Below are 21,100 nucleotides of genomic sequence, written 5' to 3' on the forward strand. Positions count from 1 at the left end.
CTACTGGACCGTGCGCAGCGCGCGCAGGCGCAGCGTGGCGATGAAGAGGGGAACGCCGATGATGGTGATGGCGAGGCCGGTCGGCAGGGCTACGTCGCTGGTGTTCGCGCGAGTAAGGGTATCTCCGGCGACGACAAGCAGCCCGCCGACGAGCGCCGATAGAACGAGACGCGTGCGGCCCGTCGAGCGGGAGATCGCATCCGCGATGTGCGGGGCGATGACACCGAGAAAGATCAATGGACCGACCGCTGTCACGGACGCCGAAGTCAGGAGGACGGCGGCGACGAGGATGGCCGGGCGGGAACGGCGAACATTCTCTCCCAGCGCCAGCGCTGTTTCGTCCCCGAGGTCGAAGCTCTTCAGGGAGCGGCCGACGAGAAGGATCACGGGCAGGCTGAGGGCGAACCAGGGCGCAAAGCCCGCGATCACCGACCAGCTTGCCCCGAACAGGGAGCCGGCCAGCCAGTTCGACAGGGCATAGGAGGTTTCCGGCGGCGTGTAGAGCAGGAGCAGCGAGGCGACGGCCGATAGGGTCGTCTCCAGCGCAATGCCCATTAACAGGATGGCAAGACCGTCCGCCTGGTCCCACCCCACCAGGAAGAGGATCAGGGCAGCCACGCCGAGGCCGCCCGCGAGGGCCACGAACGGGGCGAGCCCGTGCGGCAAGCCCGGAAAGAAGACCAAGAGCACCATGAGCGCGACCATGGCGCCCTGGCTGAGGCCGAGAAGGCCTGGATCGGCCAGCGGGTTCTGGGACAAGGATTGCAGCATCGCGCCGCTGAGGGCCACGCACCAGCCAGCCATGAAGCCGAGAAGGATGTGCGGCAGCCGCACTTGCCAGAGGGCGAACGCCTGGCCGTCGCCTATTCCCGCTCCGACCACTGCGCGCAACGCATCGCCGATGCCGAGCGCGGTGGCCCCGACGCCGAGGGCGTACGCCATGATCATCAGCACCAGCACCAGAAGAAACCCCGCCGCGGCGAGATTGGCCAGCGGGACGTCAAGACCCGAGGCGAAGCGCAGCACCCGTCGACCGTCGAGGCGGCGAGCCGTGCGCATCAGGCAAATCTCCGTGGTCCGCTGGAGAGATAGAACCGCTTTACGATCAGTGCGAAGACCAGCCCGCCTACCAGATCCATGATCACGCCGGTGTGGACGACGTAAGGGGCAAAGGCCGAGCGCGCGACGATGTCGGCCGCAAGCACGACGCTTGCGCCGAGAAGGGCGTTGGCGGGCAGGGCGACTGTCATGGCGTCGCCGGCGAAGGGCCGCACGATGTGGGGCACCACCAGCCCGACGAAGCCGATGGGTCCGCAGATGGCGACGGCGGCGCTGGACGAGACGACGACGGCAGCCAGCGCCAGCGGTGATACGAGTCTCACGTTGACGCCGGACGATGCAGCCTTTTCCGGGCCGAGCGCGATCAGCGTGAGCGACCTCGACAGAAGCATCAACAAGATCAAGCCGGCCGCCCCGATCCACCAGAAGTCGAACAGCCGTTCGGCGTAGACGTGGTTGATGTTGCCGGTCACCCAGCCGAGAAAATCGCTGCGTCGGGAAGGGCTTGCCAGAAGCAGTGCGGTCGCGATGCTGGCGTAGAGCATGGAGACCACGGCACCGGACAGGATCAATGCCAGGCCACGGGGATCCCGGGAAAGCCCTGCCATGCGTGCCACGACGAGGGTGCTGGCAAAGCCGAACAGGCCGCCGCCGATCGCCGCAAGGCCCTGCCATGCCTCCCCAATGCCGAAGACGGATGCGCCGGCAACGACGAAGAGCGTGGCGCCGGCGGTGACGCCGAGCACCGAAGGGGCGGCGAGCGGGTTGCGGGTCAGACCCTGCAGCACGCAACCGCCGCAGGCCATGACCGCGCCCACGAAGATGGCGATCAGCGCCGGCGGCAGCCGCTGATAGGCGACCACGACGTGATCGTAGTCGGTGTCGTCGAACTGGGTCAGGGCCGCAACGATCTTGCCGGCCGGAATGGAACTCGCTCCCAGCGAGAGGTTGGCGAGAAACGCGGCGGAAAGCGCCACGGCCGCGACGAGAACGACGAGACCTCGTCCCCTCATGGTGCGGGTGATCCCGCGTCATCGCGATGCGGTAGACAGACCAGCCGATCGTGACGTCGGAAGATGTCGGCCTCGAAGGAAAACACGTCCCTCACCGTCTCCGGCGTGATCGTGTCCGACGTGGGCCCTGCGGCAATCGTCCGGCCTTCTCGCAGCATCACCATTTCGTCGGCAAAGGCAGCCGCGAGGTTCAGGTCGTGCAGAACGCAGACGACCGTCTTGCCGTGTCCGCGCGTGAGCGAGCGGACGAGGTCGAGCACGGTGTACTGGTAGGGCATGTCGAGATGATTGACCGGCTCGTCCATCAAGAGGATGTCGGAATCTTGGGTCAGCACCATGGCGATCCAGGCGCGCTGGCGCTGCCCACCGGATAGCCTGCTGACACGACGGTGCGCCTGGTCCGTCAAGCCGACCGTTTCCAGCGCCGAGCGGAACAGGTTCCGGTCGCGGGCATCGGGGCCGCCCATGAGGGCATAGCGGGAGTGACCTCCCAGCTCCACGAGTTCGCCGACGGTCATGTAGTCGGGGCAGTGGGTCTCCTGGGGGAGATAGGCAATTCGTCTGGCCAGCGCCCGGCGGCCGATTCGGTCGATGGGCGTTCCGTCCAGGGTCACCGACCCGGTATCCGCCCGCATCAGCCCCAGCAGCGTCTTCAGGAGGGTCGATTTACCGCAACCGTTCGGCCCGACGAGCGCCGTCAGCCGGCCGGGGACGAACGCCGCGGACAGTCCGCTCAGAACGGGCGTCTTCCCGTAGGAGACGGTGAGGTCGGTGGCGGCGAGCATGAAGGGGACGGCTGGGATAATTGCGGTTGGCAGCGACCATAATCCAGACCAAAACAGTCGACAATCACGTGCGGGCCTAAGGTGCGCCGGCGGAGGCCGATGTCGGGGAAAAGGGGAGATTAAGGCGGTGACAAACGGGACGCTTCACATCGGATTGTCGATCGCCGTCACCTGGCTGACCAACGATGCATGGCGTCGGCCCGAGAGCGGTGTAGAGGGCATCTTTTCCAGCGAGTTTTATGTCGACCTGGCGAAACGGGCGGAAAAGGCGAAGCTCGACTTTCTGTTCCGTCCCGACACGCTGTTTCTGGCGCCCGAGACCGTGGCCGTCTCGCCCGGCTTTTCCAGCCTCGATCCGACGGTCCTGCTGGCCGCCGTCGCCAGGGAGACAGAGTTCATCGGCCTCGTGTCCACGGCTTCGACCACATTCAATCCGCCCTTCGTCGTCGCCCGACAGCTTCAATCCCTTAACTGGATCAGCGGCGGGCGGGTCGGATGGAACGTCGTCACCTCGCTCGACGGACAGCAGAATTTCGGGGTCGAAGCCATGCCGCCGGCCGAGGAGCGCTACGCGCGTGCCGACGAGTTCGTCGATCTGGTTCGCAAGCTGTGGCAGAGCTATCCGAACGAAGCGTTGTCCATCGATCGTGAGGCGGGACGATTCGCCGACGTGTCGCGGGTGCGGCCGGTGAACCACAAGGGTGCGCACTTCTCCGTGGCCGGGCCGCTCAACGTCCCGTCGGCGGGCGCCGAAATCCCGCTCTTTCAGGCGGGCGCCTCCCCGACGGGGCGCGACTTCGCGGCGGGGATCGCCGACGCGGTCTTCGCCGCTGCACCGGATCCCGAGGCCGGTGCCGAATTGCGGCAGGACCTCCGGGAACGCGCGGTCGCGCATGGCCGCGGCGAGGAAGCGCCACTGGTTCTGCCCGGATTGAGCCTCTACCTTGCGGACACCAAGGCGGAGGCGGAAGCCCTGTTTGCGGCCACCCATGCCCGACAGGACCCGGCGAGACGGTTCAAGGCCATCGAGGCGTTGATCGGCGTGGACCTAGCCGAGGCCTCGCCCGACCAACGCGTGACGATCGAGAGCCTACCGGCGCTGCGTGCTGACGTGCGCAGCCGCACCCATGCCGATCTGCTGCGTCGCTACATCGCCAGGACAGCGCCGACGGTCCGCGACCTGCTCGAACGGCCCGAAGTGATCGGTTCCGCCCACTGGCTGGTGGTCGGGACGGTCGACGATGCGTATCGAGAGATCCGCGCCTGGGCAGAGGCCGGAGCTGCCGACGGCTTCATCGCGCTGCCGGGCGGATCACCGCGGTCGCTGGATCTGTTCCTCGACGAACTCGTTCCTCGACTGGCGCAGGCTGGTCTCTTCCGTCGAGAGTACAGCGGCGCGACCCTGTCGTCTCATTTGCGGGAAAGATGATCCAGAACAATTCCCGTTCTGACCGGTGCGATCTGAACGAAAAGGAATTGCTCAAGTTATTGAATCTGAATCCATTTCTCGCCGATCAGATGATTCCATCTTGATCGGAAAAGGCTCTATCCTCAGCCCGTCTCGACCGGCGCTCCGCGCATTTCCGAAGGCGTCGTTCCAAAGCGCCGCTTGAAGGCGGTGGCGAAGTTGGCGGGGCTCGTGTACCCGGCCAAAGTGGCTGCCTGGGCAACATTTGCCTCGCCGATTTCCAGCGCGAAGCGGGCCTTCAGGAGCCGGCGTTCGCGCAGATAGCCGAAGACCGACATTCCGTAGACCGACTGGAACAGTCGCTGCAGCGTGGAAACGCTTGCTCCGACTTGCCGCGCGAGCGCCGGCAACGATATCGGATCGGAAAGGTGCGCTTCCAGATAGTCGCAGGCGGACTGGACCCGACGGCGATCGCGCGGACGCAGCGCGGCGGGCGTCTCGTGACCGGCCTCCGTCAGGCTCTTCAGGGCTTCCAGAAGAAGGGAGGTCGCGCGGCATTCCAGGTAGAGCCGGCCCAGAAAACCGTCGAGGCCGGGTGGATTTAGGATCTGCTCGGCCAGCGCGACGGCGTGGGCGGAGGGCGTCCATATCGCGTGGGCAAGACCGGTGTCGGCGACGCGGTCCAGCAGCGCGGAAAGCTCCGCGTCAGATGTCTCCAGCCAGTCGACCGTGGCCGTCACGCAGACCTTGCGGATGTGCGTGTCCCGTCTGGAGCGGCGAACAAAGTCGGCAGGCTCGGGCTGGAAGATGAGCTGGCCTTGGGGGGCAGGGCGGGGGCCGCCGGTTCCGGTCAGGCTGAAAAGGTGGCCGTCGAGCTGAAAATCGACCTCGCCTTCCAGAATCAGATGGCAGGTCAGCCCCGGCTCTTGGGTGACTTGCGTGGTTAGGTCGTGAAGTTCGACCGTGTCGGTGGCGTGCAAGGTCAGCCCCGGCCGAAGGTCCGACAGGAGATAGCGTCCGGCCAGTGCATCGTCGTTTGGGCCGACATTCGGACTCAGAATGGCGTAGTCCGGGCTGCCGTGGCTGGCGGCTTGGCTCAACTCGCGACCGGAGAGCACCGAATTGCGGCCGAACGCTCGCTCGCTCGTCGGTGGGGCGACGTCATCGTCAGCATGCCCGCGGTCGCGGAAGTCGATGTCGGTTCGGTCCATAAGGCATCACCCATGCATCGGATCACCTTCCTGCTGTTATCCGACCTTCTCTCACCAACACAGCTTTCATTCCAAGTCCGTGACCTCCGGATTTATGGGTCCTGCCCCCAACTGCGCATCCGAAAAACCGGCAGCAAGCCAGCCTGAGGCCAATGAAGTATGAGGGGCGGGGCGGTTTCAGTGGTCTCCTAGGCGTCGAGCCCACCGAGCTTCCCGAATCCGTGTCAGACGAGGAGCTGGGCGCGGAAATCCGCCGGCTGGTGGATATCAGCCGCAAGCCGTGGAAGCGGTGAACCCGATCTGCCAAAGAGAAGACGTGCCATGCTTCCGCGGGCGGCACATTATCGAGCGACCTATATCGGGGAGGCCGATGAAGCGGGGCTTTTAGGATATATTGATCGTGCAGGCCGCTCTAGGCGGGGCGTGCAAGTTTGGTTGGCACTCCTGTCCAATTGGTCGGCGAATGAGAGTGCGCCACCGACCCCGCTTATCCCTCTGATTTTCAGCTCGTTTTCGCGAGATCCCGCGTAATCCCGGTAAATCCCCCTAATTGCCCTCAGTGCCAACCGAAGTTGCGCGTTATCGCTGCGTGCCTGCCGACACCCAAATGGAACCCGGGCTCGACTTCGCAGAAAGTCGCGAGCAGAGAAATTTGCCTAACTAACTGCAATATAACGAGAAATTTGGTAGCGGAGGAGGGACTTGAACCCCCGACACGCGGATTATGATTCCGCTGCTCTAACCAACTGAGCTACTCCGCCCCAGGCGCGGCTGCTGGCCACCGCATCCGCCGGTTTCGGGGCCGTGCGGCCCGCATCTGGCGGGTGGGGCACCGATTCAACTCCGAACGGAGCGGATCGTGCGAGGCGCTAATAAGGCGATCGTGCCCCCGGTTGTCAAGGCGCAGGTGGCGCCGTCTGTGGACGGCCGTGCAAGGCGGGCGAGGGTGGGGCGATCGGGGCTCCCATGGGCCCAAAATCTCGGCTCGGGACGGAGAAGGGGAACGAATGCGTCCGGCGCAGCCAGGGCGGTCCAGCTATCGGAACGCTGCCGACCATCTCCCGCTTTCTGTCACGTGGCTCCAGTTGGCGACCCGGGGGCTCCTTCGCCTGGGAACGCGCGGGCTTTCGGTGGCGCGCCGGCCGACGCGAAAAACCGGCTCTCCCTTTTTCGCCCGGCGTGGCCAGGGCAGGTCCGTTGTTTCCGAACCCGGCGACAAGCCCCGTTTTTGCGCGCATTTCCGGACGGCGAACCGGTTCCCACTTCGCCTGGAAATGCTTACTACCGCTTGCGGAAGGTGAGGAGGTCGAACAATCCGCTGGGCTTGGCGTCTTCCCGGGAGATCAGCTCCAGCGTCTGGCAGCCGAGCACGCCGTCGATCTTCATGGACGGGTTCCAGCCCAGGCGGGTGGCAAACGGCCGCAGAACCCGGTCGGAGATCGTCCAGGGAAACTTTTCCGCGCGGAAGTGGCTGCAGATCACCACATGGCCACCCGGACGCACCACGCGAGCGAGCTCGTCCATCACCTGGGCGGCATCGGGCACGGCGGTGATGGTAAACATGCACACTGCGCCGTCGAAGGCGCCGTCGGCGAATGCGAGCTGCGACAGGTCCATCTCGTGGACGCCGGTCACGTTGCGCAAGCGCTCCTTGGCAATTTTCTCGTTCGCGCGTTTCAGCATGTCGTGGGAGAGGTCGACGCCGGTGACCGTCACATTGGAGGTGTAGTCCGGCAGCGCGAGGCCGGTGCCCACGCCGGCTTCGAGAAAGTGGCCGCCGATGGAGTTGACCTTGGCGACCGCAGCCTTGCGCCCGAGCGCCGTCGGAGCGGCAAGCAGGGTGTAAACGGGTGCCCAACGCGCATAGGCGCTGCGCACCATGTCTCCATCGATCGAGACGTCTCCGCCGCCGGCACCGGCGGCGACGGGAGCGCCCGCTCTAGCCTGCGCACGCTGGCGATGGGGGTCGGTCATCAAAAGCCTCTTTGGGAAAAGGAGTAGGTGGGAAGAAACAGCGAAAAGCGGAGCGCGTGGGCTGCGGCACAGCGCGCTAGGGCGTCAGCGCGTAACCCGGTCGCGGATTGCCTGCGATGAGGGCGTCGCGAGCAGGGGTGCGATCGATCACGCCGCCGCCGAGCACCCGCGCCGGTCCGTCCGGCGCATCGTAGAACACGCAGGCCTGGCCGGGGGCGACGCCGGTTTCCGGCGACAGAAGCTCGACGACATAACGGTCGCCTTCACGGGTCAGCAGCGCCGGCACGGGCGGGCGCGTGGAGCGCACCCGGGCGAACAGCTCCCGACCGTCCTGGTCGATCTCCGCCAGGGGCACGTCGCCGAGCCAGTTCAGGTCGCGCAAGGTCACCCGGCGTGTCTCTAGCGCCTCGCGCGGCCCCACCATGACGCGGTGGCGGTCGGCGTCCAGCGCGACCACGTAAAGAGGCTCGCCGACGGCGAGGCCAAGGCCGCGGCGCTGGCCGACGGTGTAGTGGATGATGCCGTCATGGCGGCCGAGCACTCGCCCGTCGATGTGTACGATCTCGCCGGGCTCGACGGCGCCGGGACGCAGCCGCTCGATCACGTCGGCATAGCGCCCGGTCGGCACGAAGCAGATGTCCTGGCTGTCGGATTTGTCGGCCACCGGCAGGCCCAGCTCGCCGGCCAAAAGGCGCGTCTCCGCCTTGGTCATCCCGCCCAGCGGAAAGCGTAGAAAATCGAGCTGCTCCTGGGTGGTCGCATATAGAAAATAGCTCTGGTCGCGCTCGGCGTCGGCCGGGCGGAACATCGCACGATGGTTGCCGGCGGTGTGGCTGGAGACATAGTGACCGGTCGCCAGTGCATCGGCGCCCAGCGTGCGCGCGGTGTCGAGAAGATCGGAGAACTTGACGGTCTGGTTGCAGGCGACGCAAGGCACCGGCGTCTCGCCATGCAGATAGGACTCGGCGAACTGCTCGATTACGCTTTCGCGGAAACGATCCTCGTAGTTCAGCACATAATGCGGGATGCCCAGGGTCTCCGCGACCCGGCGCGCGTCGTGAATGTCCTGGCCGGCGCAACACGCGCCCTTGCGATGGGTGGCGGCGCCGTGGTCGTAGAGCTGCAAGGTCACGCCGACGACATCGTAGCCCTCGCGGGCGAGCAGGCCGGCGACCACCGACGAATCGACGCCGCCCGACATCGCGACCACGATGCGGGTGTCCTCTGGGCGTCCCGGTAGATCCAAGCTGTTCGTCATTGCGCGAGCCCGTCGCTTCTGGCCATCAGGCGTGATCGATCTCATCCATTCGGCTCAGGAGGTGGGGAGTGACCGGCTCCCGCTGCTCCTGAACAGCCCTCGTGACACGTGAACTGTCCACGGCCGAAACAGTTTCAATCCTGCGCCAGAACGCCTTGTTCGGCAATGAATGTGGCGCGGCCATGGAGTCTTACTTGCCTGTGCCGATCTGTCTCGGTCGGCACGTCAATTGATCCTGTGACGTAGGCGATCCGATCCCGCTCGACAACTCCCCTTGGGCCGTCCGGTGGTGACCGCCTGAAGCGCCGGCTTTCACCCCGATCTCCGACCCTGCCGGTAAGTATTGATTATCGTTACTTATTTCTTAGCCCGAGCTTAGCGTATTTTTAAAGCCCTATCGGGCATATCGACACTCAGTTGGGTCAGGTGTGTTGCGAGTATGAGAGTCGAATGACCGAACACGTGTCGCCGCGTTATCGATATGTTATCGGGCCGGACGGAACGCCGCTGACTTTGGCAGACCTTCCGCCGCCCGATACCAAGCGCTGGGTTATCCGGCGCAAGGCCGAAGTGGTTGCCGCCGTGCGCGGCGGACTTCTGTCGCTGGAAGAAGCTTGTGAACGCTACACCTTGACGGTGGAGGAGTTCCTGTCCTGGAACTCGTTGATCGATCGTCACGGCCTTGCGGGCCTTCGAGCGACCAAAGTCCAGGACTATCGCGTGTGAGGTGAAAGGGCGCCGGTTTCCGGCGTCATTCCTCCCGCGTCACGGACAGGACGGTGGCGCCCGTTGCCTTTTCGAGCGCCGCCGGATCGACGGAGAACACCGCATTCGGCGTTCCCGCAGCGGCCCAGACCACTTCGTGGGCGAGAAGGTCGCGATCCATGTAGACGGCGATCCCCTTATCCTTGGGGTGTCCGATCGGTGGAATCCCGCCGATGGCGTAGCCGGTTTCGGAGCGGACGAAATCGGCGTCGGGGCGCGACAGCGCCTCTCCGATCCGCCGGCCCACCCGCTTCTCGTCGACCCGGTTCACGCCGGATACGAGCAGCAGGACCGGGCGGCCGCTCTCCTTGCCGCGAAACACCAGCGATTTCACGATCTGTCCCACGCCGGTTCCGCACGCCGCTGCGGCTTCTTCCGCGGTGCGGGTGGAAGCGGGCATGACCATGACCGCGATGTCGAGCCCGGCGGCCTGGGCGGCCTCCGCGACGCGATTTGCGGCTTGGGGCAGGTCGGTACTCATCGGGCCTCTCTCAGGTCTGGCGCTGCCTGGCCGGCCGCGTCACGGGTCGCTTCGTTCACGATTCGCCCGTCGCGATAGAGGTGCCGACGGTCCATCTCGATCACGGGTGCGGAGGGGCCGGAGAGGCCCCGCTCGATCATCTCGACCTGCCAAGCGTTCGGCTCGCCCCCGATTCGGAACAAATTGTAGCCGGCGCCATGGGCATGGCCCGCGTTCGATGCCGCAGGAACGCCGATAACCGGGACATGACCGATCCAGCCGATGGAACGGCGATGGGTGTGGCCATGCAGAACGAGTTCGGCGCCTGCTTCGCGCACCGCGGCGCGGAAGCGGGAGCCACCGACCAGGCGCTTGTACCAGCCGGTCGCGCCGGAAAGCGGCGGATGGTGGACCATCACCACGCGAAACAGCCCTTCCTTGCCGAGGCCGCGCAGACAGTCTGTCAGCCGCTGCGCCTGGCCGGGCCCGAACGAGCCGGTCGCCATGAACGGACCGGTCGCGACCGCGCTCGACGTGCCGACGACCGCGATCGGGCCGCGCCGGCGGATGAACGGAAAGCGCTCGCCGGCGGCCGAAAGCGGCTTGGCGTCGTCGGTCATGTGATCGGCCCAACTCCGCCAGGCGTGACCGAGCGCACCGGGGACATAGGCGTCGTGATTGCCGGGGATCACGGAGACGTCGCGCGCCGGACCCAGTGCGCCAAGCCATTGGCGCGCGGTCTCGATCTCGGCTTTGAGCGCCAGATTGACCAGATCTCCGGTGACGGCGATGTGGTCGGGCGTGGTGGACAGCATATCGTCCACGAGCCGTGCCAGGGGCTCTTCCAGATGCAGGCTCACCCGGTTGCGGCGCCAATTGACGTAGCCGATCACCCGCTTGGATGCGAGCTCGCGCAGCTTGGGTTGCGGCAGAGGGCCGAGGTGAGGATCGGAAAGGTGGGCGAGGGTGTACATCTTAAATTCAGTAGGATGAGGGGGCAGGGGGCAGCTTGGTCACTTCGCCGATGACGCCGCGGGACGCATAATGATAGCGCTCGTCGCTGCGAGTTTCGAGGGTGAGCGCGTCGGTATCACGCGCAAATGGACTTTCTGAAGAGGTGTGAGGGACGTCGATGACGAGGCGCCAACAGCTCCACGCCGCGCTCGGCAAGAGCGTACTCCGGCTTCGCCATCGTTTCCGCCGTGGCGTCTCGCTGGGCGTGAAGGGCCTTGCGCTGTCGCCGGCGGGCGAGGTGTTTCTGGTGAGGCACAGCTATTTGCCGGGCTTCCATCTGCCTGGCGGGGGTGTCGATCCCGGCGAAAGCAGCCATGACGCGCTTGCTCGCGAGCTTTACGAAGAAGGCAATCTTCGCCTGTCCGGTCCGGCCGAGCTGTTCGGCGTCTATTTCAATGTCGGGCTCGACCGGCGCGACCATGTGCTTCTTTACGTGGCCCGCGACGTGCGCCCCGTCGGCCCGCCTCAAGTTCCCAATGCGGAGATTCTCGAAGCCGGCTTCCATCCGCTCGACCGGCTGCCGGAGACCACCACGCTGGCAACGCGCCGGCGGCTTGCGGAGGTCCTGGATGGCGAGGCGGTGAGCGAAACCTGGTAGCGTCGCGCTTACGATTTCATTTTCGCCGTCACCCATGCGACGACGCCGAGGATGCAGCTTCCGATGGCCAGGCCGCCGAAAAAGCCCCATGGCAGGGCCGACATGCCTCCGAACCAGTGGGCCAGGAGACCGCCGACCACGGCGAGAATCAACGGCAGGAGGCAACCGATCGCAATCACGGCTTGGACGCTCGCTGTTTCATTTCTGGCGGATGCGGCCGTCTGTGGCCGGCGCGAAGGGCGAGAGCGTGGCGATATAGTCGACCACGTTGCTGGTCAGCAGGGCGCCGTCCTTCGCATCGATAATCGGTTGGGCATTGCGCAACGCGGTGTAGCCATCGCCACCGCGCGCCATGAAATCGTTCGTGGCGAGCCGGTAGCGTTGGCCCGGATCGAGCGGCTTGCCGTCGATTTCCACCGAAACCACGCGCGAGCCCGGAGGAAGCGTCGTATCTGCCGTGACGATCATGCCGGAAATCTGTGGGTAGCGCCCAGCCCCCGTTTCCACGAGAGAAAATCCGTTCTCCAGCGCGCGCACGATATCGGTTCCGGTGATCTCTAAGAGCACGGTCTGATTGCCGAACGGCAACTCGGTGAGGATATCGCGCCGCGTCAACGTCGTTCCAGCCCGATGCACGGTGTTTCCGCGAATGCCGCCGCCGTTCATGATCGCGACGTCGGCGCCGCTTGCTGTCCGCATCGCATCGGCCACCAGATTTCCGAACGCGGCCTCCTGCTTGCGCACGATCGTGCGGCGGGTGTCAAGGTCGGTCTCAAGCGTTGCGATCGGTTCGTCGAGGGCCTCCGTCAACCGGGACGAATAGGACGCGACTTTCGCGGCGATCTCCGGGCTTGGGGACACGGTCGAGGTGTCGATAACGCGGAAGGACGGACTCCAGTTCACGACCCGCCCGTCGTCGCGTTGCCGCACGTCGAGGCTGAGATCGACGACCGCGATCAGATCGCCTTGTTCGCGGGATTCCATCAGCACGGTCCGCCCGTCATAGACCACGGTCAGGACATGGTCGTCACCCGACAGCACGAGATCGAACGCACCGGAGCGGGCAAGCAGCATGTCGCGGGAGACATTGTCGTGGACCACGGCGACCACCAACTCCGCGCCTTCGTTGCGCAACAGTTTCGCCTGCTCGAAAGCGGTCTGGAGCGTGGGCTGAAACTGCAGGTCGCCGGGGGAGGAGACGACGGCAGCCCGGTCCCCGATCACCCCCAGAATGCCGAGCTTGATGCCATCGAAATCGAGGATGACGCGGTCCTGGAAGCCGGCGACGAGCTTGCCGTCCGCGCCACGCAGGTTGGCGGCGAGCTTGGTTGCGTCCAGCGCCCGCATGCGTTCCAGAAACACCTCCTTGCCGAAGTCGAATTCGTGGTTGCCGGGCACGAAGATGTCGAAACCGATCGTGTTCAGAAGGTCGACGATGTGCGCGCCCTGATCGATGCTCGACATCAGCGAGGGGGAGATCGTGTCCCCGGCATGCACCACCAGAACCCGGTCATGAGCCGCGCGTTCGGCCGCGATGGCGCCGGCAATCCGGTCCAGCCCGCCACGCCCGCTGGCGGTGGTCATCTGATCGGCGTCGTTGATCACGAGCACGGTAAGCTTTCCGGCGGGCTCGGCGCCTGCCGGCGCGACGACAAGCGAGGTGGCAATCCAGACGCTCAATGCCCCAAGGGCTTTAAAGAGTGTCCGAGGAAGTGCTGTGCGCATCTCGGTTGCCTCGTCCTCCGGTCGATCCGATCGGGTTCGCCACGACATTGCCATCATCGCGTCTTGGAGGCGAGGCGAAAGCGAGAGCGACTTGCCTGCGACAGGGTGCGGCAGCGGGTGGACGGGGAAGCGGATTGCATTAGAACCGCTCTTGATCCTTGTGCGTCTCAGATTTCAGCGAGTGTTTCGACCCGCCATGACCGATTCCGCCGCGACTTCTTTGCCTGCCGACCATCCGCCGGTCCGATTCGGCCGGATCGGCGTCCTCCTGGTGAACCTGGGTACGCCGGAGGCGACGGATTACTGGTCGATGCGGCGCTATTTGAAGGAGTTCCTGTCGGACCGGCGCGTGATCGAGGTGCCTCGGTTGATCTGGTGGCCGATCCTGAATCTGATCGTGCTGTCGACTCGGCCGCAGAAATCCGGCCACGCATACGAGACGATCTGGAACACCGAGCGCAACGAAAGCCCGCTGAAGACGATCACGCGCAGCCAGGCGGATCAGATCGCGGCCGTCTATCGCGAGATGCCGCAGATCGAGGTCGACTGGGCGATGCGCTACGGCAAGCCCGCCATTGGCGAGCGGATCGAGGCGCTGCAGGCGGCGGGGTGCGAGAAGATCCTCGTGGTGCCGCTCTATCCGCAATATTCCGCCTCGACCACGGCGACCGTGAACGACAAGGCGTTTGAGGCCTTGATGCGCATGCGCTGGCAGCCGGCGCTGCGGACCGCAGCACCTTGGCACGACGACCCGGCCTATATCGAGGCGCTCGCCACCTCGCTGACCAACCACCTCGCCACCCTCGATTTCGAGCCGGAGGTGGTGTTGACCTCCTATCACGGCCTGCCGGAATCCTACCTTAAGAAAGGCGATCCCTATCATTGCCAGTGTCACAAGACGACGCGGCTCCTGCGCGCGCGGCTGGGCTGGCCGGAGGACAAGCTGCGCGTGACCTTTCAGTCTCGCTTCGGCAAGGAGGTCTGGCTGCAGCCCTACACGGACGAGACGGTGAAGGCGCTGGCGCGCGACGGGGTGAAGCGGCTGGCGATCATGACGCCGGGATTCGTGGCCGACTGTCTGGAGACGTTGGAGGAGATCGCCATTCAGAACGGCGAGTTCTTCAGGGAGGCCGGCGGCGAACAATTCACCGCTATTCCTTGTCTGAACGACACCCCGGAAGGGATGAATGTGCTGAAGACGGTGGTCGCGCGCGAGCTGCAGGGCTGGATCTGACGCTGTCGCGAAAGCCAATCGGAGCGGCGGCAATGTTGCCAGCGGCCGCGCCGGTGCGTAGTGAATGAATTTAGAATTGGCCCAAACGGCAGACAAAACGGGACGCAGGCCGCCGCGCCATGATCGCATCGCTCTATGACACGATCGGTCCCTGGTCCTGGCTGATCCTCGGCCTGTGTCTGATCGCCGTGGAGGTCCTGCTGCCGGGGATCTTTTTTCTCTGGTTCGCTCTCGCTGCCGTCGTTGTCGGCGTGGTGGCTCTATTCGTCACAGCCGTGAGCTGGCAGATCCAGATCGTGCTGTTCCTGACGCTGTCGTGTTTGGCGGTGCTTTTGGACGTGTTCGTGAGGCGCGGCCGAAAGGCGTGACCCGACGGAAAGCCATTTCCGATCCGGTGATTCCTCCATTGGAAGGGCGCTCGGCCCGTTCCGTTTTTCCCGGAATCATGGCGCGGATTTAAGTTATTGTTTCGACGCGTTTCCGGACGGCCAATCGGTTTCCACCCGGCCTGGAAACGCTCTACCCCTCCGCGTCCGCAGCTTCCACTGCCGGCGGATAGGGCGGCCGCGCGATCGCCAGATGGGCCTGGCGCAGCGCTGTCGACCACTGTTCCCGGAGATTGTGGAAATAGGGCTCCTCGGCCTCGATGCGCATGTTGCGATCGGCCCGGAGGGTATCGCGCTTAACCGTCAGAATGTCGATCGGAAGCCCGACGCCCAGGTTGGAGCGCATGGTGGAATCCATGGAAATCAAGCCGAGCTTGAGCGCGTCGAGCAGTTCGGTGTCGAAGGTCACGGCGCGGTCGAGGATCGGCTTGCCGTATTTATGTTCGCCGATCTGGAGATAGGGAGTGTCCTCGGTCGCTTCGATGAAATTGCCGGCGCGGTAGACCATGAACAGCCGCAGACGCCCGCCTTTGATCTGGCCGCCGAGCAGCATCGAGACGTCGAAGCCCGATGCACTCAGCTCCAGCGAAGGGCCGTCGATCTGGCGCACTTTGCGCACCGCCTCGCCGACGAACTGAGCCGTCTTGAACATCGACGGCATGTCCATGATCGTCTGGATCTCGCCGGTTTCCTCGTCCTCCACGCCCTCCGACAGAAAGCTGAGCACCGCCTGGGTGACGGCGAGGTTGCCGGCTGCGGCGATCGCGACGATCCGCTCGCCGGGCTGCTCGAACACGTGGAGCTTGCGGTAGGTGGCAATGTTGTCGAGACCGGCATTGGTGCGCGTGTCGCCGATCATCACGAGACCGTTGCGAACCAGGATTCCGCAACAGTAGGTCATCGCCGGAGCCTCCGTCCGCATCGGCCCGCGGCTTGGCGCGCGGGCGCGAAGAAGGGATCTGTCATTGTTGGTCGGACGGAGCGGACCGCGCCGCCGGCCGGATCGCGTCGGCCGCGCCCGACGCGAAAGCGCGGCACATGGCCAGCTTGTCTGTCGAGGCGCGATCGGTTCGACCGTTCGGGTCTATTCTGGTGCATCGGGTGGGCGTGGCGATCAAGAGACGACAGCGCGTCGGCCGGAGAGTTCACAGGATTCCACCGCTACCTCTGAGCGCCTCCACGCGAACGGCGACGTCCAGCGTCTCCGCGACGCCGCCATAGCGGGTTCCGCGCACCGGCGCGGCGCCCAGATAGTCGAGTCCGGTCGCGACCCGCACATGGGCTTCGGTGGCTGCGATTCCATGGGCGGGGTCGAACCCGACCCATCCCAGGTCCGGCACATGGGCCTCCACCCAGGCGTGACCGGCAGCTTGCTCGGTCTCGCCGTCGGAGCGGTAGAGATAGCCGCCGACATATCGGCAGGGGTGGCCGAGGCTGCGGGCGGTGGCAAGGAAGACGTGGGCGAGATCCTGGCAGACGCCGTGGCCTTCGGCGAAGGCGGTGGCAGCCGGGGTCGCAACGTCGGTCGCCTCGGTGTCGAAACGGAGCTGCTGGTGGATCGCCCCGTTGAGGGCATGGAGCTGGTCTAGCACCGTGCCGTCGCCCGACGCCTCGCGCGCGAACGCTTTCATCTCCGCTGTCGGGTCGGTGAGATCGCTTTCGCGCAGGAACAAGCCGAGGGGCAGGCGATCGACGGCGCCGTCGATCACGCCATGGGTTTCTTCTGTTTCCACAACGCCCGCCGCCACCACCGACAATTCCTCGATCGGCCCGTCGGCGGTGAAGGTGTGGACGATGTTGCCGAACGCGTCCTCGGTCTTCTGTAGCCGGGCGTCGCAGGACAGCTCGATCCGCCAGTCCGACACGAACTGTCCGGCGTGGCCGCGCGGGGTCAGCCGAAGCACCTGGATTACCAGGCTCGCCGGGACTTCGTAACGGTAGTGGGTCTGGTGGTTGATGCTGATTCTCAAAAGACCCTCGTCAGGTCAGATATTGATCGGCGATCGCCGCGCCGAGCCGATTGTTCTCCGCGATGATGGAGAGCAGAAACTCATGCATGCCGCCGGCGAACACCGCGTTGATATCGGTATTTTCCAATCGCGCGAAGGTTGCGCGGGCCTGTCGCTGGCTCTTGCCCTGCTGCCCGTAGTCGCGCGCGATCTCGTCCAGGAATCGGGTAAGATTTTCGTAGCAGCTCGTCAGCGAGCGCGGCATTTCCCGACGCAGGATGAGGAGATCGGCGACCAGCCAGGGCCGCAGATTCTGCCGATAAACCCAGTGATAGGCCGTCAGAGCCGACACCGATCGCAGGATCGAGGACCATTGGAAATAGTCCAGGCTGCCGCCCACCGGTTCTCCCTCTGGCAGAAGCACATGGTATTTTACGTCCAGTATGCGCGACGTGGCGTCGGCGCGCTCCAGATAACTGCCGAGCCGGGCGAAATAGTAGGCGTCGTTGCGCAGCATCGTCCGGTAGGCGCTGCCGTCGAACCGCAGCGAGGCTTCCTTCACGAAGGTCAAAAGCTCGTTCAGCCGCGGCCGCGTCATGCCGTCGGAAGGAAACTGCTTGAGCTCCAGCCAGGCACCGTTGATGGAATCCCACATCTCCGCCGTGATCGCCGTGCGCACGGCACGCGCATTGGAGCGAGCGATCTCGATACAGGTGCGGATGCTCGATGGATTGTTGGGCGAGAACGCTAGAAAATCGATGACGGAGCGATGGCTCTCGTCGTCGTAGAGCTCCTTATAGCGGGCGAGGCCGCCGGTTGCGGCCACCGCCGACATCCACTCGTTGGAGGAGCCGCCATAGCCGGCGGGTAGCGAGGACAGGCGGGTGGCGGCATCGAGGATGCGGGCGGTGTTTTCGGCGCGCTCCACATAGCGGGCGAGCCAGAACAAATTGTCTGCGGTACGCGCGAGCAGCATGTCAGTTCTGGCCCTGGCTTTGGCTTTGACTGGCGGTGGTCTGCGCCTGGGGCTGGCTCTGGGATGCGCCGGCATCCACAGGAGCGGACGACGGTGTTGCGCCGGTATCGTCCGGCGCGTCCAACACCCACGTGTCCTTGGTGCCGCCGCCCTGGCTGGAATTCACCACCAGCGATCCTTCCCGCATGGCGACGCGCGTCAGCCCGCCGGGCACGATCCGTACCCGGTCGGCGCCGGTGAGCACGAAGGGCCTTAGATCGACGTGGCGCGGCGCGATGCCGTCGCCGACGAAGGTCGGGCAGGTGGAGAGGGCAAGCGTGGGCTGGGCGATGAATTCGTCCGGCTTGGCCTTCAGCTTGGCGCGGAAGGTTTCGATCGTCTCCTTGTCGGCCTTGGGACCCACCAGCATGCCGTAGCCGCCGGACCCGGAGACCTCCTTGACCACGAGCTCGTCCAGATGGTCGAGCACGTAGGCCAGCGCCTCGGGTTCGCGGCAGCGCCAGGTAGGTACGTTCTTCAGGATCGGTTCCTCGCCGAAATAGAAGCGCACGATCTCCGGCATGTAGGTGTAGATCGCTTTGTCGTCAGCGACGCCGGTGCCGACAGCGTTGGCCAGCGCGACGTTGCCGGCGCGGTAGGCCGACATCAATCCCGGCACGCCCAGGATCGAATCGGGCCGGAATACCAGCGGGTCCAGGAATTCGTCGTCGAGGCGGCGATAGATCACATCGACCCGTTTCGGCCCCTGGGTGGTGCGCATGAAAACGGTGGCGTCGCGCACGAACAGGTCGCGCCCTTCCACCAGCTCCACGCCCAGCCGATCGGCGAGGAAGGAGTGTTCGTAATACGCGCTGTTGAACTGGCCCGGCGTCAAGAGCACGACGTTCGGCTCGCCGCGGGTGGAGTCCGGCGCCAGCGACTGCAGCGTCTGAAGAAGCTCGTCGGGATAGTTCTCCACCGGCGCGATGCGGTGCTCGGAGAACAGGTCCGGGAACAGCCGCATCATGACCTCCCGGTTCTCCAGCATGTAGGAGACGCCGGACGGGGTGCGCGCGTTGTCCTCCAGCACGTAGAAGGTCTCCGCGTCGACGCGAACGATGTCGATGCCGGAGATCGGCACGTAGATGGAACGGGGCACTTTCAGCCCGATCATTTCCGGCCGGAAATAGGGGTTCTGATAGACTAGGTCTTCCGGCACGACGCCGGCACGGAGGATCTCTCCCTTGCCGTAAATGTCGGCCAGGAACGCGTTGAGCGCCCGCACGCGCTGGGTCAGCCCCTGGGACAGGCGATGCCATTCGCCGGACGTCAGCACGCGCGGCACCACGTCGAACGGAATGATCCGTTCCTCTGCCTCCGCCTGCCCATAGACGGCGAAGGTGATCCCGATGCGGCGGAAGAGAAGTTCCGCCTCGTGCGAGCGGTGCCTCAGCGTGTCCAGGTCGTTTTCTTCCAGCCAAGCTTTGACAAGGTTGTAGGCGGGCCGGCAACCGTCGCCGGCAATCGTCATCTCGTCGAAGGGAGTTGTGACCATGAACGCACCTGGTTGGATCGACAGCCCGATTTAATCGCGACGGATGCCGGTTCCGCAAGCCGTGTGATCATCTTGCGGGCAAGAATATCTGATTTTCTGGAAATGCCTAAAATCGCGGCACGATTGGTGTCGAGCCAGGTCAATCGATCAGCTTCAGGCCGCGAAAGCTCGCGTGGCCTTGGCGTCCGACGATAATGTGGTCGTGCACGGAGATCCCGAGCGGGGCGGCAATTTCCACGATCTGGCGCGTCATCTGGATGTCGGCGCGCGAAGGAGTTGGATCCCCGGACGGGTGATTATGAACCAGGATGACGGCGCTCGCCGACACCTCCAGCGCGCGCTTGACGATTTCGCGCGGATAGACCGGCGTGTGGTCGACGGTGCCGGTTTGCTGCAGCTCGTCGGCGATCAGCGCGTTCTTCTTGTCCAGAAACAGGATGCGGAACTGCTCGCGCTCGGAAAACGCCATCGCCGTGCGGCAGTAGTCCAGCACCTCGCTCCACGACGACAGCACGGTCTTGCGCTTGACCTGACCGCGCGCGAAGCGCTGCACGGCGGCATGCACCACCTTGAGGTCCTGGACCACGCCGGGGCCGACGCCTTCCACCTCGATCAACCGCCGGGGCGGGGCGGAGAGCACATCGGCGAATGAACCGAAACGGGCGAGCAGCCGCTTGGCAATCGGCTTGGTGTCGCGGCGCGGAATCGAGCGGAACAACAAAAGCTCGAGCAGCTCATAGTCGGCGAGCGCATCCGCGCCCGCTTGCTCGAAGCGCTCCTTCAGACGTTGGCGATGACCTTCCACCCCCGGTACGCGGCCGGCATCGGAACAGCCATCGACATCGTCGGCCATCTGGTCCCTCGAACGGTCAGGTCCGCACGGCGAGCGAGGGGGCGTCGAAGCCGCCCGGCGAGAGGGTGAAGATCTCCCGGCCGGTTTCGGTAACGCCGATCGAATGTTCGTACTGAGCCGACAGCGAGCGGTCGCGGGTCACCGCGGTCCACCCGTCCGACAGGATTTTCACGTGGGGGCGGCCGAGATTCACCATCGGCTCGATGGTGAAGATCATGCCGGGCTGCAGCGTGACGCCTTCGCCGGGGCGGCCGTAGTGCAGGATGTTCGGCGTATCGTGGAACAGGCGCCCGACGCCGTGGCCGCAGAAATCGCGCACCACGGAGCAGCGCTCGCCCTCCACGTAGGTCTGGATAGCGGCGCCGATGTCGCCGGTGGTGGCGCCGGGCTTGACCGCCTCGATGCCGCGCAGGAGCGACTGATAGGTCACCTCCATCAGCCGCTCGGCGGCGCGCTTCACCTGGCCGACCGCGTACATGCGGCTGGAATCGCCGTACCAGCCGTCGACCACGTAGGTCACGTCGATGTTGACGATGTCGCCTTCGCGCAGCGGCTTGGGCGAAGGGATGCCGTGGCAGACCACATGATTGATCGAGGTGCAGGTCGACTTGCGATAGCCGCGATAATAGAGCGTCGCCGGCAATGCGTTGTGGGCCGCGCCGAATTCGTAGACGAACCGGTCGATCTCCTCGGTCGAAACGCCGGGCACGACGATGTCGGCAAGACGGTCGAGGCATTCCGCGGTGATCTGGCTCGCCTTGCGCATGGCGGTGAAACCGTCGTCATCATAAAGCCGAACCTGCCCCGTGTTCTTCATCGGGGCGAGGGCGGCGTCGACATATTCGATCATTCTGTGCTCCGTGGGCGACCCCTCGGACGGGTTCCTACCCTCTTACAT

General features: G+C 65.1%; 21 protein-coding genes and 1 tRNA gene. 5 read left to right on the plus strand and 17 right to left on the minus strand.

All coding sequences use genetic code 11. The features are described from left to right. Genes HNS03_RS03695 through HNS03_RS03705 form a run of 3 tightly spaced genes read right to left on the minus strand, consistent with a single transcriptional unit; the run spans position 1 to position 2,857 of the window. Positions 1 to 1,059, minus strand: coding sequence for a FecCD family ABC transporter permease (locus tag HNS03_RS03695; RefSeq protein WP_367193184.1), 1,059 nt, complete (start codon positions 1,057 to 1,059; stop codon positions 1 to 3). After that, positions 1,059 to 2,072, minus strand: coding sequence for a FecCD family ABC transporter permease (locus HNS03_RS03700; RefSeq protein ID WP_367193185.1), 1,014 nt, complete (start codon positions 2,070 to 2,072; stop codon positions 1,059 to 1,061). Before HNS03_RS03700 ends, HNS03_RS03695 begins: the two co-directional genes overlap by 1 nt. After that, positions 2,069 to 2,857 carry an ABC transporter ATP-binding protein gene (locus tag HNS03_RS03705; protein ID WP_367193187.1) on the minus strand — a complete coding sequence of 263 codons (789 nt, stop codon included), beginning with the start codon at positions 2,855 to 2,857 and terminating at the stop codon, positions 2,069 to 2,071. The genes HNS03_RS03700 and HNS03_RS03705 overlap by 4 nt, the downstream gene beginning before the upstream one ends. A gap of 127 nt (positions 2,858 to 2,984) precedes the next feature. On the opposite strand from HNS03_RS03705, the gene HNS03_RS03710 reads away from it, so the two are divergent. Next, positions 2,985 to 4,286 (plus strand): NtaA/DmoA family FMN-dependent monooxygenase, encoded by a 1,302-nt coding sequence (locus HNS03_RS03710; protein WP_367193189.1) that lies wholly within the window; start codon positions 2,985 to 2,987, stop codon positions 4,284 to 4,286. Positions 4,287 to 4,408: 122 nt separating this feature from the next. Here the strand turns inward: HNS03_RS03710 and HNS03_RS03715 are convergent, their stop codons facing one another. The 4 genes from HNS03_RS03715 to mnmA all read right to left on the minus strand — a co-directional run bounded on the left by HNS03_RS03715 (position 4,409) and on the right by mnmA (position 8,708). After that, positions 4,409 to 5,476, minus strand: coding sequence for a helix-turn-helix transcriptional regulator (locus HNS03_RS03715; protein WP_367193190.1), 1,068 nt, complete (start codon positions 5,474 to 5,476; stop codon positions 4,409 to 4,411). 684 nt (positions 5,477 to 6,160) lie between these two features. After that, a tRNA-Met gene (locus HNS03_RS03720) sits at positions 6,161 to 6,237 on the minus strand. 520 nt (positions 6,238 to 6,757) lie between these two features. Continuing rightward, positions 6,758 to 7,450: a class I SAM-dependent methyltransferase gene (locus HNS03_RS03725; protein WP_367193192.1), complete on the minus strand. Its 693-nt coding sequence runs from the start codon at positions 7,448 to 7,450 to the stop codon at positions 6,758 to 6,760. A 76-nt stretch (positions 7,451 to 7,526) separates the two neighbouring features. Then, positions 7,527 to 8,708 carry a tRNA 2-thiouridine(34) synthase MnmA gene (gene mnmA / locus HNS03_RS03730; RefSeq protein WP_367193194.1) on the minus strand — a complete coding sequence of 394 codons (1,182 nt, stop codon included), beginning with the start codon at positions 8,706 to 8,708 and terminating at the stop codon, positions 7,527 to 7,529. A gap of 450 nt (positions 8,709 to 9,158) precedes the next feature. On the opposite strand from mnmA, the gene HNS03_RS03735 reads away from it, so the two are divergent. Next, on the plus strand, positions 9,159 to 9,434 hold the full coding sequence (locus HNS03_RS03735; RefSeq protein WP_306885350.1) for a DUF1153 domain-containing protein: 276 nt from the start codon (positions 9,159 to 9,161) through the stop codon (positions 9,432 to 9,434). Positions 9,435 to 9,459: 25 nt separating this feature from the next. Here the strand turns inward: HNS03_RS03735 and HNS03_RS03740 are convergent, their stop codons facing one another. After that, entirely contained in the window at positions 9,460 to 9,954 is a 495-nt protein-coding gene (locus HNS03_RS03740) for a YbaK/EbsC family protein (protein ID WP_367193196.1), read from the minus strand. Next, complete coding sequence (locus HNS03_RS03745; RefSeq protein WP_367193197.1) at positions 9,951 to 10,907, minus strand: metallophosphoesterase; 957 nt, start codon at positions 10,905 to 10,907, stop codon at positions 9,951 to 9,953. Before HNS03_RS03745 ends, HNS03_RS03740 begins: the two co-directional genes overlap by 4 nt. Before the next feature lie 158 nt (positions 10,908 to 11,065). Between HNS03_RS03745 and HNS03_RS03750 the strand changes: the two genes are divergently transcribed. Beyond that, complete coding sequence (locus HNS03_RS03750) at positions 11,066 to 11,545, plus strand: NUDIX domain-containing protein (protein ID WP_367193198.1); 480 nt, start codon at positions 11,066 to 11,068, stop codon at positions 11,543 to 11,545. An 8-nt stretch (positions 11,546 to 11,553) separates the two neighbouring features. On the opposite strand, the gene HNS03_RS03755 is transcribed toward HNS03_RS03750, so the two are convergent. Further along, positions 11,554 to 11,724 carry a hypothetical protein gene (locus tag HNS03_RS03755; protein ID WP_367193200.1) on the minus strand — a complete coding sequence of 57 codons (171 nt, stop codon included), beginning with the start codon at positions 11,722 to 11,724 and terminating at the stop codon, positions 11,554 to 11,556. A 19-nt stretch (positions 11,725 to 11,743) separates the two neighbouring features. Further along, positions 11,744 to 13,270: a bifunctional UDP-sugar hydrolase/5'-nucleotidase gene (locus HNS03_RS03760; protein WP_367193201.1), complete on the minus strand. Its 1,527-nt coding sequence runs from the start codon at positions 13,268 to 13,270 to the stop codon at positions 11,744 to 11,746. A 196-nt stretch (positions 13,271 to 13,466) separates the two neighbouring features. Between HNS03_RS03760 and hemH the strand changes: the two genes are divergently transcribed. Together hemH and HNS03_RS03770 are read left to right on the plus strand one after the other, a co-directional pair. Further along, a complete protein-coding gene (hemH, locus tag HNS03_RS03765) occupies positions 13,467 to 14,504 on the plus strand; it encodes a ferrochelatase (RefSeq protein WP_367193202.1) in 1,038 nt (345 codons plus the stop codon). 119 nt (positions 14,505 to 14,623) lie between these two features. Beyond that, positions 14,624 to 14,872 carry an NfeD family protein gene (locus tag HNS03_RS03770; RefSeq protein WP_367193204.1) on the plus strand — a complete coding sequence of 83 codons (249 nt, stop codon included), beginning with the start codon at positions 14,624 to 14,626 and terminating at the stop codon, positions 14,870 to 14,872. A gap of 151 nt (positions 14,873 to 15,023) precedes the next feature. On the opposite strand, the gene HNS03_RS03775 is transcribed toward HNS03_RS03770, so the two are convergent. The 6 genes from HNS03_RS03775 to map form a co-directional block, all read right to left on the minus strand. Beyond that, positions 15,024 to 15,791: a peptidase gene (locus HNS03_RS03775; protein WP_367193205.1), complete on the minus strand. Its 768-nt coding sequence runs from the start codon at positions 15,789 to 15,791 to the stop codon at positions 15,024 to 15,026. 244 nt (positions 15,792 to 16,035) lie between these two features. Further along, on the minus strand, positions 16,036 to 16,860 hold the full coding sequence (locus HNS03_RS03780) for a transglutaminase N-terminal domain-containing protein (RefSeq protein WP_367193207.1): 825 nt from the start codon (positions 16,858 to 16,860) through the stop codon (positions 16,036 to 16,038). A gap of 10 nt (positions 16,861 to 16,870) precedes the next feature. Then, the gene (locus HNS03_RS03785) at positions 16,871 to 17,812 is read right to left on the minus strand and encodes an alpha-E domain-containing protein (protein ID WP_367193278.1); all 942 of its coding nucleotides are present in this window, start codon (positions 17,810 to 17,812) and stop codon (positions 16,871 to 16,873) included. Between the two features lie 4 nt (positions 17,813 to 17,816). Then, positions 17,817 to 19,349, minus strand: a complete 1,533-nt coding sequence (locus HNS03_RS03790; protein WP_367193208.1) for a circularly permuted type 2 ATP-grasp protein — start codon at positions 19,347 to 19,349, stop codon at positions 17,817 to 17,819. A gap of 139 nt (positions 19,350 to 19,488) precedes the next feature. Further along, a complete protein-coding gene (radC, locus tag HNS03_RS03795) occupies positions 19,489 to 20,202 on the minus strand; it encodes a DNA repair protein RadC (protein ID WP_367193210.1) in 714 nt (237 codons plus the stop codon). A gap of 16 nt (positions 20,203 to 20,218) precedes the next feature. Next, entirely contained in the window at positions 20,219 to 21,052 is an 834-nt protein-coding gene (gene map, locus HNS03_RS03800) for a type I methionyl aminopeptidase (RefSeq protein ID WP_367193212.1), read from the minus strand. Positions 21,053 to 21,100 lie beyond the last annotated feature (48 nt).

Source organism: Amorphus sp. 3PC139-8 (genome assembly GCF_040750475.1).
Taxonomy (GTDB): Bacteria; Pseudomonadota; Alphaproteobacteria; order Rhizobiales; family Amorphaceae; genus Amorphus.

Excerpts from the sequence above, each read along its gene's own strand:
- HNS03_RS03745 (WP_367193197.1), bottom strand. The coding sequence starts at position 10,907 with ATGTACACCCTCGCCCACCTTTCCGATCCTCACCTCGGCCCTCTGCCG.
- mnmA (WP_367193194.1), bottom strand. The coding sequence starts at position 8,708 with ATGACGAACAGCTTGGATCTACCGGGACGCCCAGAGGACACCCGCATC.
- HNS03_RS03740 (WP_367193196.1), bottom strand. The coding sequence starts at position 9,954 with ATGAGTACCGACCTGCCCCAAGCCGCAAATCGCGTCGCGGAGGCCGCC.
- map (WP_367193212.1), bottom strand. The coding sequence starts at position 21,052 with ATGATCGAATATGTCGACGCCGCCCTCGCCCCGATGAAGAACACGGGG.
- HNS03_RS03725 (WP_367193192.1), bottom strand. The coding sequence starts at position 7,450 with ATGACCGACCCCCATCGCCAGCGTGCGCAGGCTAGAGCGGGCGCTCCC.
- HNS03_RS03770 (WP_367193204.1), top strand. The coding sequence starts at position 14,624 with ATGATCGCATCGCTCTATGACACGATCGGTCCCTGGTCCTGGCTGATC.
- HNS03_RS03750 (WP_367193198.1), top strand. The coding sequence starts at position 11,066 with ATGACGAGGCGCCAACAGCTCCACGCCGCGCTCGGCAAGAGCGTACTC.
- HNS03_RS03700 (WP_367193185.1), bottom strand. The coding sequence starts at position 2,072 with ATGAGGGGACGAGGTCTCGTCGTTCTCGTCGCGGCCGTGGCGCTTTCC.
- hemH (WP_367193202.1), top strand. The coding sequence starts at position 13,467 with ATGACCGATTCCGCCGCGACTTCTTTGCCTGCCGACCATCCGCCGGTC.
- HNS03_RS03695 (WP_367193184.1), bottom strand. The coding sequence starts at position 1,059 with ATGCGCACGGCTCGCCGCCTCGACGGTCGACGGGTGCTGCGCTTCGCC.
- HNS03_RS03775 (WP_367193205.1), bottom strand. The coding sequence starts at position 15,791 with ATGACCTACTGTTGCGGAATCCTGGTTCGCAACGGTCTCGTGATGATC.
- HNS03_RS03735 (WP_306885350.1), top strand. The coding sequence starts at position 9,159 with ATGACCGAACACGTGTCGCCGCGTTATCGATATGTTATCGGGCCGGAC.
- HNS03_RS03715 (WP_367193190.1), bottom strand. The coding sequence starts at position 5,476 with ATGGACCGAACCGACATCGACTTCCGCGACCGCGGGCATGCTGACGAT.
- radC (WP_367193210.1), bottom strand. The coding sequence starts at position 20,202 with ATGGCCGACGATGTCGATGGCTGTTCCGATGCCGGCCGCGTACCGGGG.
- HNS03_RS03705 (WP_367193187.1), bottom strand. The coding sequence starts at position 2,857 with ATGCTCGCCGCCACCGACCTCACCGTCTCCTACGGGAAGACGCCCGTT.
- HNS03_RS03790 (WP_367193208.1), bottom strand. The coding sequence starts at position 19,349 with ATGGTCACAACTCCCTTCGACGAGATGACGATTGCCGGCGACGGTTGC.
- HNS03_RS03760 (WP_367193201.1), bottom strand. The coding sequence starts at position 13,270 with ATGCGCACAGCACTTCCTCGGACACTCTTTAAAGCCCTTGGGGCATTG.